Below are 10,903 nucleotides of genomic sequence, written 5' to 3'. Positions count from 1 at the left end.
ACGATGAACATCCCCTAGAGGTTTATTGGCGATCGCTCGATCAGAATAGGCAAATCCCTGTTGAATCTCTTTTGGAGTCAGCAATTTCATATCCCAGCCTTCTTTGAGGTCTAATTCTGACACAGAAACCGTTAGAGGCGAAGAAAAAATATGGCGGATATAGTTACCTGTTTGATTAGCACAAAATTTAGTTAGTGTAGGAGATAAATAATTAATTTCTTCCTCTAATTCTCTTCTCAGGGCAGCTTCAGGTTCTTCTCCTGGTTCGATATGACCGCCAAAAAAACCCCAAACTCCTGGATAGGCAATGGTGGGAAGATCATCTCGTAACTGCATCAGATATTTGCCATCTTGATGAATAATTGCGATCGCCACGGAGATTGGCTGAGTTTGGGTCATACTATCTATTCATAAATTCAGCTAATTTTTTCGGATTTATGTCTAACATGATAATTGGTCGAATTGGCACTGGTTAAGAACTATTTTGGCGATCGCTGCTTTATGTTTTGCCAGTTGGGGTTTATTAGAAACGTCTGATGCGAATTAGATTTTAGCCATTGAGCAGAAAAAAATTGTCATAATCAGGCGCTTATTGTCTATGCTATTGATGAGACAAGATGTTGAATAATTAGCTAAGTAACTTTCCGCTTCGGTCTTTTCTCCGCTTTTTTTATTCGCATTAAACCTTTTATATAAAAATATAGAGGTCAAATTTACTTGATGGTTATTGTAGAATAGGTTTTTATGATTTATTGCTCAAGTGGAGACAGTCGCTCTAGTTCAATTAAATAAAAGTCACCTAATTCTTGTTGAGCAAGGGGTAAACTTTGATATTTAATCCTGCCTTTAAGATTAATCTGTTGATTTAGCTGCGGAAGAGTTTGAGTTGTTACTACCCAAATTTTTCCCGTAACGTCTTCAATTTGATATGCTCCATTACCTAAAAATGGCGCTAGATGCACAACCTTTCCCGTTAAATTAACGGTTTGATCGACTTTTTTGGGTGATTCTTTGATTGTAATCAAAGGAGTTTGACAACCAACTAAGCTTGCTAGCAAGGTGACCCCAAGGCTAATTTGCCTAAGTCTAACGAACAACGAGCTGAATCTTAAGTGAGAAATTAACATTTGTTATTCATCCGCCATAGATCGACCTCCAGCTTAACTTTTTTGAATTATTAAAATTATCTATGTCTGCTTCAAACCCTTGTCTTTTAGATGGTAAAGCCTTAGCCCAAAAAATTCAGCTAGAGCTAAAAGAGCAAATAACTAAGCTAGAGCCGAAAATCGGTCGTCCCCCTGGTCTAGCGGTATTAATGGTGGGAGATAATCCTGCTAGCGCCGTTTATGTACGCAATAAAGCAAAAGCTTGTCACAAGGTAGGAATTGCTTCAATGGGACAGCATTTCCCTGCAAACACAGCCCAGAAGGAATTACAACAGGTAATTGAGGACTTAAACCAAGATGATCGCGTTGATGGTATTTTGGTGCAACTTCCTCTCCCGCCACATTTAGACTCGATCGCCTTACTTCACTGTATCGATCCTAATAAAGATGCCGATGGTTTACATCCTGTTAATTTGGGTAAGCTAGTTCGTGCGGAAATGGGTTTACGTAGCTGTACTCCAGCAGGAGTCATGAGACTCTTACAAGAATATGATTTACCCTTAGCAGGTAAGCAGGCGGTGGTAATTGGCAGGAGTATTTTAGTTGGCAAACCGATCGCTCTAATGTTATTAGAGCAAAATGCTACCGTGACGATGGCTCATTCTCGTACTCAAGATCTTGGTGCTGTCTGTCGAGAGGCAGATATTATTGTCGCTGCGGTGGGTAAAGCAGAAATGATTACTCAGGAGATGGTTAAACCAGGTGTAATTGTGGTTGATGTAGGGATTAATCGTGTCGATCTAGGGTCAGGAAAATCAAAGTTAGTTGGCGATGTGGATTTTGAATCTGTATCTAAAGTAGCTAGTTATATTACTCCTGTACCTGGAGGGATTGGCCCGATGACGGTGGCAATGTTATTGAGTAACACCGTGGAAAGTTACGCTCGAAAAGAAAAGTAAAAAACACACGTATAATACAAAAGATCTATTTAATGATTTAGCCGAATTTAAATCACAGCTTAGATACAGTCCATCGGCTTAAGATCTGATTTTGCTGTTCTTCTTTAAACCAATGGATTTTCAGACTTCGCCAGAATCATCTTATACAGGGGCAATTTTATTAGATGTCGAAAATTTCCCTTTAAAGCTCGATCTAGCAAAACATCTCAAGTTATACTGCCGATATCCCATCACGATTAAGTTCGCTGTGGCAAATTGGCTCAATAGCAGCGTTTCTAAACTAGATCGACATTTACATCAACAGGGATATCAACTGATTCATGTTCCCAAATCCAAAAATGCTGCTGATGCTCAGATTTTAACCTTAGGTGCATCTTTACAGTTGAACTATCCTCAAGTGAAGGAAGTAGTCATCGTTTCTCACGACGCAATTTTCAATTATTTACATCAGACTTTACAAAGACAGGGACAGAATACTTATCGGGTTTATCAACAATCAGGAAATATATATCTTGATGATTTTGTTAGCGATCGCAATTTAATGGTCACTAAGATTCCCGATACTATTCCAGCCCAGGCTATTACTTTAGAGCAGAAGATCCAGACTCAGATCGAGCTAACTTTAACCAAACTTGCGCAAAAATCAGCGCAAAAAGTTACCTTATCGCAATTATCGCAAGAATTCAAAGTTAAATATCAAAAGTCTATTTCAGAAACGTTACAGAGTAATAAGCTGCCCAAGTCAACCCTCAACTTTATTCAGAAAAATTGTGCAAAAAAAATCAAGATAGAAGCAAATGGGAAAGAACATTATCTCTCACTCAAAAGTATTTGAATTGAAGAACAAGATTTGCGATCGCACCATTGCTCATGGATTTAAAAGGCTTGAATCCATTCTTTAATTTCATATTCAGTCCAGATGTTGTTTTGCCAATAAGGATCTGATTCAACTAACTGACGCACAGTAGCTTCTGATGCTGCTTCGTAGATTCCAAAGACCTTAGTATTATCTTTGGTTGGACCGAGGGTAACTAATATTCCCTGTTCCTTTTGACTACTAAGACCAGCTAAATGAGATTGACGGTAAGGGGTGCGCTTTTCTAGAGCATTTTCGCAATAGCTACCCCACATAATATATTTGGGCATCGTTTTAGTGAATTATCAACCTTACTATTATTGACATAAATCTGCATTCCAGTCTTGATGTCCACGTCCTGATTGGCATTTAAACTGTTCTCCAGCCCACACTATCTGCCATTTTTTAGCAGTTGCTTCGCCGTAAGGAGCAAATTCAATTAAATAACGCCTCCTCGCCACAGAATCATCGGCTAAGTTAGTCTGGGTGATCTTCACGGTAGCCAGATGATCATCATATTCAATCTCAACTTCTTGTGCCGATGCAGCAACTTCGGTTAAGCCTAATCCAGCAAGAGCGATCGCCTGGGGATCTTTGCCAATTGAAATAGGTTTCTCAAGCTGTGTTGGGGCAGTTTGAATTTTTTGTTGGTGTTCCTGATTAATCCAATATTTACTGACGGGAATAACTCGGTAATTATCTTTGATACGAAGCTGTTGATTGGGTTGAGAGTTATCTGTCGACCACAAGTCAATTAAAGAATTACGATCTATTTGATTTTTCACTCTTGCCAGAAGCTGATTTTGGGGACTAAAAGCCATGATGCTAGTTTTTTGCCCTAGTTTGAGGGTATTTCTCAGAGGTAATCCTGTAACTAAACTACTTATGGTGGCAGAATGGAAGTTGCCAGCGATTAGTTGACCATTGGCACTCAGACTAAATACCCCATCATTGCTATAAAGATTGTTGGTTTTTTTGGTAATTGTTCCTTGATGCCAATTCCAGACATTGATCTTGCCGTCGTAACTGCTGCTGATTAATTGTTCACCATTGGGCGTAAATTCGAGTTGGGCAATATTGTTTACATGACCATCTAAAGTTCTTAGTAGTGAAGGCTTGGCTGGATTTAGTTGCCATAGTTGAATTTGATTGTTTTGTTCTTGTTTTCCTGAAACATTCGCGTTTACCGTTGCCATGACTGCGCCATCTGGACTAAGAGCGATCGCCTCCACGGCAGATTCAGAAGCAAAATTAAATAACTTTTTACCGTCAGGAAAACTCCAGGCAGTTATGCCAGCATCACAAGCACCATAAATAATTTTGCCAGATCCATCAAAAAGGATTTGTTTGCAGCCATCTAATTCGTCGAGGTTTAATACCACCTCTCCTGTAGTAACGTCACGCACCATAATTGCTTGATCGGCACTTAATAATCCTTGACTCCAGGTGGAAGTTGCCAAAAAACGGCTATTGGGACTAAAAGCGATCGCTGTTGGGGCAATTTCTAAACCTATGTCCCTGGCATAGTGTCCTGGTAAAACTCGTTGAATTGCTTTCGTATTTATGTTCCAAAGGGTAGTCTGACTTGCACCGACGCTAGCCAATAATTGACCATTAGGACTAAATTTCAGGGCGTTTACTGGTGTTGTCGACTCTAAACTATCAACTAAAACTGCATTTTCCCATGCTGAAGACAATTGTTGGCGCAGATTGCCCAAGGAATTATGCTTAGTTTGTGCCTTAATCGACAACTGTAAACTCAAGGCGATCGCGATCGCCGTAAAATATTTTAAATAACGTTCACTATTCATTAATACTGCTATTGTTTCAAACTAATCTGCTGCATATATTTTTTTTATGTTCGCCCCTAGTAGTCTGTCAAATATTAATTGGTGGGTTGAGGTTAGGTAGTGGGTAGTAGGTAGTGGGTAGTGGGTAGTGGGTAGTGGGTAGTGGGTAGTGGGTAGTGGGTAGTGGGTAAAAAAATCATTAATCATTACTCATTACTTATTACTCTAAGCTTGCCCACTAATCATTAATGAATTGACAAACCCCTAGGATGGGATGATTGGCTTGTTACGTAAACAATATAAAACTAATAAACAAAATATACTCGTTCCCACTAAATATTTAATGGGACTGGGGATTATGGGACTAGGAGAAAAAAAACCTTCAATTGTTCCAGCTATGATCAACATGGGAATAATTCCCATCACTAGCTGTGCTGCTTTAGTACCGTTTGTTTTCAAAGCATCTATTCGTTTTGATTGACCAGGAAAAATTATCCCTTTGCCGATTAATAATCCTGCGCCACCAGCTAGAAAGATTGCAGGTAATTCTAAAGAACCGTGGGGAAAGACAAACGCCCAAAAAGGGTAAGCTAGATTGTTTTTACCAACTAAAGTGGCGATCGCTCCAATAGACAACCCATTATAAGCGATCACAAATATTGTATATAGTCCTGCGGTAATACCTCCAGCGATCGCGCCAAAAGCAACTGATAGATTATTAATTGTAATATTACTAGAGACTAAGGGTTCAGCTCCTACCATTGAACCCATCCAGAGTTCTCCATCTTCTTCTACAATTTTGACAATGTGATCGGGAACAGTAATGGCAATAAAAGTCGGATCGCGCCAACCATACCACCAGGCAATGATGGCAGTTAAACAAAAGATACCTGTGGCGATCGCAATATAAGCCCAGCTATCTTGTACCACTTGAGGAAACCCCCAGAGATAAAATTCTTTGACCTGTTGCCATTCTTGACGTTGAGAACCCTGGTATATTTGGTTATAACCACGAGCTGTCAGCTTTTGTAGATCTTGGATTAAGATCTTGCCAACTTTGTTCGTCCGCGCCCTAGCTAAATCGGCGGACACAGAGCGATACAGACTAGCTAGATCTTTAATTTCCGTAGCAGATAGAGATTTAATCCCCTGCTTTTCCGCCTGCTGTAGTAACCCGTCCAAACGCTTCCAGTTTGGTTCTCTTCTGCCAATCCAACGTTGAACATGCATATTGTTCTACATAAAACTAGATCAGTTATAGCAAAAGCAGGCAGGATTTAAATAGTTTGTGCAACTCCTAAGCAATTAAAGCTGCCACTGAAAAAAGTCAACTAAGTTACCTAATAAACGATGTTTGATTAAAGAACGTTGTTTCCACTTGGCATAAGTTATGATGTGACTTTGAGCAAAACCCTTTTCAAAAGTAGCTCGAACTCCTTCAACCAACTTTGGTTGGGCGCTACAAATATCTAATTCTTCATTGTGGCTGAAACTGCGAGGATCGAAGTTAGCACTCCCTGTAGTTGCCCAAATATCATCGATGAGCAGTAATTTAGCATGAGTCATACTAGGCTGAAACTCATAGATTGCTACTCCACCTTTTAATAGTTTGCCGTAATGTTCATAAGAAGCATAGTAAACGGCTTTTTTATCACTGCGGATGCTAGTGGTGAGAATGCGCACATCTACCCCATCTTGTTTGGCAGCGACTAATAAATCAATTGAGTTATCGTCAGGTAAAAAATAAGGACTAGCTAACCAAATCCGCTTTCTGGCGCAAAGAATACTATTGTATTTAAAAGCCTGGATTGGAGAAAACCGAATTCTGGGGTTTGCTCCTGGTACAACCAACATTAAATTATGCTGGTTACCCTGATTATTATCCTCATGTTTGCGATTGAGATTAAAATTGCGAAATTTAAACCTGCTTAAATCTGCGGTACCGTTACCAAAAGTCCAGTGTTGAGAAAACACACCTTCAAGAATACTGATAATCTCGCCTTCGATACGCATCTCTACATCTAACCAAGGCTGAGTATCATCTTTTTTTTCAATGCCGTCCCAAAGATCGGAGATTCCCGCACCGCCAACCAAGCCAAATTCACCATCAATTAGTAAGAGTTTACGGTGAGTACGTCCAGCATAATCTAGAGGGGCGCGCCACTTAAAAGAATTAAAAAAAGAAACCTTTACTCCCGCACCCAACAAACGTTTCCAATATTGGTCAGAAATATCTTTCGTGCCATAATGATCGACAACCAACCTGATTTCGACACCTTCAGCCGCTTTTTCCGCTAAAGCAGCAGCAAAATCATCTGCTCTTTTGCCTGGAGTCATAAAAAATGTTTCAAAATCAATCGTATGTCTCGCTTTACTAATAGCGTCTAGACGCGCACGTTGGATTTCAGCAGCTTCGTTCCAAAAATCAGTGATTATGCCATCGGTAATAAAAGAATTAGTGATACTAGCCAAAGTGTAGGGGAACTGAGGTTCTTCTGGTCTAGGTGCATGTTTTACTTTATATCTAATGCGATCGCGAAATGCACCCCTGAGATAAAAACCAATAAATATAATTAAACTCAGTATGAGGAAAGCAACAAATACCCACCACAAGATCGATTGAATCATTGTTTATCTAAAAAATTAACTATTACAATGGGCAGCTTGCGCTCAACCAGACTAGCCATTTTCTCAACTAGGTGTATTAATCAAACCCCAATTATGCAAATTAATGCATCCAACTATAGAGAGACATTGGATGAACTATAGGCTATGTAAAACGATCGCTTTTAGATAATCGTCAAATTAGGTGAGGGAATTAATCTCTTCTATCGGAAGTTGTTAAATACATATTGCCGACATTCAGTAAATATGAAATACTGTAATTATGAAAAAAATAGTGACGATTAATGATCGCGGTACGATCACCTTACCAAAAGAACTAAGACGCAAGTATGGTCTAGAAACTGGTGGAAAGATTGTGATAGAAGAGAGTGAAGAAGGATTGCTCCTACGCCCTGGGGTGACATTTTCAGTAGAAATTTATAGTGAAAAGCGCCTGCAAGAATTTCAAGAGTGTAACGAAGATGAACTTAAGGATTTCGATCTAGGGTGAAAGTTTTTCTCGATGCCAATATTCTCTTCAGTGCAGCAGCACCTAAGAGTAATGTTGCCAAACTAATCGATCTCGTTCAAGAACATGGACAATGTGTTACTAGCCCTTATGCCGTTGAAGAAGCACGAAAAAACTTGCAGTTAAAACAATTTGGTTCTCTAGAAATATTTGAATTGTTGCTAATAACAGTGACCGTTAGTAATAAGTTAGTTTTAGATTTACCAGTCCCGATCAAATCAAAAGACATTCCTATTCTCGGTAGTGCGATCGCTCAACAATGCACTTATTTATTAACAGGAGATAAGCGAGATTTTGGGCTGTTTTTTGGTAAGACTGTAGCAGGAGTTATGGTTGTTTCTCCTAAGTTACTGGCTGAAGATTTAGTAACTAAAGGATTTTTGCCAAAAAGGTGAGCGAAAGAAGGGTAGTGCTGAAAAAATGGTAGAGATGTAGAATTTACAAAGCTTACATAAGTAACAGTAAAAGATTATTCTATTGCTAACAAAAATACTTCAGCAAGAAACATCAACAGCGATCGCTTTGGCAATATTCGTTCTACGGCTGGATGTTCCCTATTTTCTTAATTCAACAAGTGAATATTTAAATTGTGTAGATAAATTTATGGAAGATAAATAGAGAATTTAATGGTTTTGTTTGACAGCAATAGGCTTTTTCAGCCTTCTTCTGATTGCTATTAGCGTTTCCGAACGCCTCTATTTTTGGTAAAATAAACATATGATGGATGCGCTTAAAATTGCAAAAATGGAAGAACTTTTAGAATTGGAACAATGTTTGCTTACAAGCGATATAGAAAAAGCAATAGAAATAACCCAAGAATTAATCGAGATGAGCAAGGCTGATATTTTAAGAAAAATAGAAAGCTATTTAAAGATTTTGCTCATTCACTTAATTAAACAAAAAGTTGAAAATAGAAGCACAAAAAGCGGGAATTATTCTATTAAAGAATCTTCAGAGCAAATAAAAAAAATAAACAAACGAAGAAAAGCTAGTGGATGGTATGCTAGCGAAGAAGAGCTAGAAGAAATGTGCGCCTCGGTTTTTGGAAGTGCGATCGGTAAGGCATCTCTAGAAATTTTTGAGGGTACTTTAAGCGAGTCAGAAATTGAAGAAAAAATTAACCGAAAAGAATTGATCGCTCAAGCGATCGCACTGATGGAAAATTGATGCAAACATTTAATACTCAAAAGGTTGTGGTCTAAAATCTTCAACACTACAATCTAAAGCATCCGTCATACTAAAAGCTGCATACAAAGTTGGCGATCTCTCACTTCTTTCCAAAGTGGAGATGCTTTCATTAGAGGAACTAATAACAGAGGAGCAATCAATTTAGGGGATTAAAGTTATATGCTATAAGCTGAAAGTTAAGACAATCACGATCTGACTAAATAAAATCGATGAAGCCAACGATTGAAGCTATTTCCGCTATACCCAACAATACTCAACCAACTTATTTACTAGTAGTGCTACATGGTTGGGGTGCAAATTATCAAGATTTTGTGCCTTTTGCCAAGGTGCTAAACCTACCTAGCTTTGGTTACATGTTTCCCAATGCTCCCTTCGCTCATTTTCAAGTGCCAGGGGGTAGGGCTTGGTATGCTTTAGAAAATAAAGATTTTACAGGCTTAGCCGAAAGCAGACAGCTACTCTTAGACTGGTTAACTTCTTTAGAATCTTCAACAGGTGTTCCTCTAGAGAGAACTGTTATGGCGGGATTTTCCCAAGGTGGGGCGATGACTTTAGATGTTGGTTTGACTTTGCCTTTGGCGGCTTTATGTAGCTTTAGTGGATATCTGCATTATGAACCGCAAGTACAAGCCAATATAACCTATCCTCCAACCATGATTATTCACGGGAAACAAGATTCTGTCGTACCTCTACAGGCTGCGGTCAAGGCCAAAGATGAACTAAGTAAGATCGGTGTAGCTGTTCAATATCATGAGTTTGAGATGGCTCACGAAGTTAGAGACGAAGCGATCGCTCTTTTCAAACAATTTATTAATCAAGAGGTAATCAACTAAACAGATCGGTTAATCATTTTTCGTATAAGATTTGTTCAAAACAAGATTGTCCTACCTCAACCAAAGTAGTTTCAGCCACTTTATCTGTCGCGGAGGCTGCGGTAAGTTGCTGAAATTCGGTTAGGCTATATTGTCGTTGAAACTCGTCAATAGTGCAGTTACATAGTCTTTTGGCTTCCGTCTGCTCTAATCCTTCCCCCATTGAGGTTTGTAGGCATTCCTGATTATAACTCTGGACAAAATCAGCAGGATAGTTATGAGCTTTTTTAGCATTCACTGAACCACTGGCAACTGCCAACCCGCCTGTAGTTAGAAGAACAAGACTTAAGAGAGAATAAACAAAGTAGGGCATGGCGATCGCAATAAGAGTTATGGTTAATAAGGGTGAGTTTCAATACTTCTGGTTTAACAATTTAATTCAAAAACTGGAAAATTGTGGCAGGGAAATTTAGGGGATTGGTGATTAATTATCTCCCTACATCTCTATCTCCCCAAACAAGAAGTGTGAGGGTGAATTTAATTTAACAGTTAATTGTATATTCTTTGAGATGATTATTGTCCGTGCTGTGTTCCTTACATCAGAATAATGATTGATAGTTTTCAGGTTAAGCAACAGGCGAGAAAAATTGGCTTTCATTTAGTAGGTATATCAGCAGTAGATAACCATCAAGATGATGCGCAAAAGCATCTCAATAACTGGTTGAACTCTGGCTATCAGGCTGACATGGTGTGGATGGACAACCCCAAAAGAGCTGATATCCGTGCTTATTTACCTGAAGCAAAGTCAGTAATTTCGGTGGCCTTAAATTACTATACTCCCCATCAACACTCCCAGCAGCCTGGAGTAGGTAAGATTTCTCGTTATGGTTGGGGTAGAGACTATCATAAAGTTATGGGTAAAAAGCTGAAGGCTTTATCTAACTGGTTGCGATCGCAGGATGAATCGATTATTACTCGGTATGCAGTGGATACTGCGCCAGTTCAAGATAAGGTTTGGGCGCAACGCGCAGGGTTGGGCTGGATTGCTAAAAACGGGAA

At 39.1% G+C, this 10,903-nt stretch carries 15 protein-coding genes; 8 read left to right on the top strand and 7 right to left on the bottom strand.

Features of this window, described 5'->3' with window-relative positions; all coding sequences use genetic code 11:
* Together C7B62_RS21440 and C7B62_RS21435 are read right to left on the bottom strand one after the other, a co-directional pair.
* Positions 1-399, bottom strand: a 399-nt coding sequence (locus C7B62_RS21440) for an NUDIX hydrolase (protein WP_106242109.1), incomplete at its 3' end; no start/stop codon positions are given.
* Positions 400-749: 350 nt separating this feature from the next.
* A complete protein-coding gene (locus C7B62_RS21435; protein ID WP_199194314.1) occupies positions 750-1,058 on the bottom strand; it encodes a hypothetical protein in 309 nt (102 codons plus the stop codon).
* A gap of 131 nt (positions 1,059-1,189) precedes the next feature.
* Between C7B62_RS21435 and folD the strand changes: the two genes are divergently transcribed.
* Positions 1,190-2,065 (top strand): bifunctional methylenetetrahydrofolate dehydrogenase/methenyltetrahydrofolate cyclohydrolase FolD, encoded by an 876-nt coding sequence (gene folD, locus C7B62_RS21430; protein ID WP_106242103.1) that lies wholly within the window; start codon positions 1,190-1,192, stop codon positions 2,063-2,065.
* A 112-nt stretch (positions 2,066-2,177) separates the two neighbouring features.
* Positions 2,178-2,900: an NYN domain-containing protein gene (locus C7B62_RS21425; protein WP_106242099.1), complete on the top strand. Its 723-nt coding sequence runs from the start codon at positions 2,178-2,180 to the stop codon at positions 2,898-2,900.
* Between the two features lie 41 nt (positions 2,901-2,941).
* Here the strand turns inward: C7B62_RS21425 and C7B62_RS21420 are convergent, their stop codons facing one another.
* The 4 genes from C7B62_RS21420 to C7B62_RS21405 all read right to left on the bottom strand — a co-directional run bounded on the left by C7B62_RS21420 (position 2,942) and on the right by C7B62_RS21405 (position 7,339).
* Positions 2,942-3,211, bottom strand: a complete 270-nt coding sequence (locus C7B62_RS21420; protein WP_106242095.1) for a YciI family protein — start codon at positions 3,209-3,211, stop codon at positions 2,942-2,944.
* A gap of 27 nt (positions 3,212-3,238) precedes the next feature.
* Positions 3,239-4,732 (bottom strand): WD40 repeat domain-containing protein, encoded by a 1,494-nt coding sequence (locus tag C7B62_RS21415; RefSeq protein WP_106242092.1) that lies wholly within the window; start codon positions 4,730-4,732, stop codon positions 3,239-3,241.
* A 243-nt stretch (positions 4,733-4,975) separates the two neighbouring features.
* On the bottom strand, positions 4,976-5,941 hold the full coding sequence (locus tag C7B62_RS21410; protein ID WP_106242089.1) for a stage II sporulation protein M: 966 nt from the start codon (positions 5,939-5,941) through the stop codon (positions 4,976-4,978).
* Positions 5,942-6,016: 75 nt separating this feature from the next.
* Entirely contained in the window at positions 6,017-7,339 is a 1,323-nt protein-coding gene (locus tag C7B62_RS21405; protein ID WP_106242086.1) for a phosphatidylserine/phosphatidylglycerophosphate/cardiolipin synthase family protein, read from the bottom strand.
* A 259-nt stretch (positions 7,340-7,598) separates the two neighbouring features.
* On the opposite strand from C7B62_RS21405, the gene C7B62_RS21400 reads away from it, so the two are divergent.
* From C7B62_RS21400 to C7B62_RS21385, 5 genes are all read left to right on the top strand, one after another.
* Positions 7,599-7,826 (top strand): AbrB/MazE/SpoVT family DNA-binding domain-containing protein, encoded by a 228-nt coding sequence (locus C7B62_RS21400; protein WP_106242083.1) that lies wholly within the window; start codon positions 7,599-7,601, stop codon positions 7,824-7,826.
* Entirely contained in the window at positions 7,823-8,239 is a 417-nt protein-coding gene (locus C7B62_RS21395) for a putative toxin-antitoxin system toxin component, PIN family (protein WP_106242080.1), read from the top strand. Before C7B62_RS21400 ends, C7B62_RS21395 begins: the two co-directional genes overlap by 4 nt.
* A gap of 82 nt (positions 8,240-8,321) precedes the next feature.
* Complete coding sequence (locus tag C7B62_RS25855; protein WP_158260723.1) at positions 8,322-8,462, top strand: hypothetical protein; 141 nt, start codon at positions 8,322-8,324, stop codon at positions 8,460-8,462.
* Between the two features lie 99 nt (positions 8,463-8,561).
* Entirely contained in the window at positions 8,562-9,011 is a 450-nt protein-coding gene (locus tag C7B62_RS21390) for a DUF29 family protein (RefSeq protein WP_199194313.1), read from the top strand.
* Positions 9,012-9,241: 230 nt separating this feature from the next.
* A complete protein-coding gene (locus C7B62_RS21385; RefSeq protein ID WP_106242078.1) occupies positions 9,242-9,865 on the top strand; it encodes an alpha/beta hydrolase in 624 nt (207 codons plus the stop codon).
* A 13-nt stretch (positions 9,866-9,878) separates the two neighbouring features.
* On the opposite strand, the gene C7B62_RS21380 is transcribed toward C7B62_RS21385, so the two are convergent.
* Entirely contained in the window at positions 9,879-10,217 is a 339-nt protein-coding gene (locus C7B62_RS21380; protein ID WP_106242074.1) for a hypothetical protein, read from the bottom strand.
* Between the two features lie 234 nt (positions 10,218-10,451).
* Here C7B62_RS21380 and C7B62_RS21375 point away from each other — a divergent pair.
* The coding region (locus C7B62_RS21375; RefSeq protein ID WP_146132164.1) for an epoxyqueuosine reductase at positions 10,452-10,903 on the top strand (452 nt) is incomplete at its 3' end.

It is taken from the genome of Pleurocapsa sp. CCALA 161 (assembly GCF_003003995.1).
Taxonomy (GTDB): Bacteria; Cyanobacteriota; Cyanobacteriia; order Cyanobacteriales; family Xenococcaceae; genus Waterburya.
The sequence above is the reverse complement of the archived record's forward strand: the minus strand, read 5'-3'. Positions and strand labels throughout refer to the sequence as shown.

Coding starts and splice junctions, on each gene's coding strand:
- C7B62_RS21415 (WP_106242092.1), bottom strand. CDS start 4,732: ATGAATAGTGAACGTTATTTAAAATATTTTACGGCGATCGCGATCGCC.
- C7B62_RS21400 (WP_106242083.1), top strand. CDS start 7,599: ATGAAAAAAATAGTGACGATTAATGATCGCGGTACGATCACCTTACCA.
- C7B62_RS21410 (WP_106242089.1), bottom strand. CDS start 5,941: ATGCATGTTCAACGTTGGATTGGCAGAAGAGAACCAAACTGGAAGCGT.
- C7B62_RS21380 (WP_106242074.1), bottom strand. CDS start 10,217: ATGCCCTACTTTGTTTATTCTCTCTTAAGTCTTGTTCTTCTAACTACA.
- C7B62_RS21405 (WP_106242086.1), bottom strand. CDS start 7,339: ATGATTCAATCGATCTTGTGGTGGGTATTTGTTGCTTTCCTCATACTG.
- folD (WP_106242103.1), top strand. CDS start 1,190: ATGTCTGCTTCAAACCCTTGTCTTTTAGATGGTAAAGCCTTAGCCCAA.
- C7B62_RS21420 (WP_106242095.1), bottom strand. CDS start 3,211: ATGCCCAAATATATTATGTGGGGTAGCTATTGCGAAAATGCTCTAGAA.
- C7B62_RS21425 (WP_106242099.1), top strand. CDS start 2,178: ATGGATTTTCAGACTTCGCCAGAATCATCTTATACAGGGGCAATTTTA.
- C7B62_RS21390 (WP_199194313.1), top strand. CDS start 8,562: ATGATGGATGCGCTTAAAATTGCAAAAATGGAAGAACTTTTAGAATTG.
- C7B62_RS21385 (WP_106242078.1), top strand. CDS start 9,242: ATGAAGCCAACGATTGAAGCTATTTCCGCTATACCCAACAATACTCAA.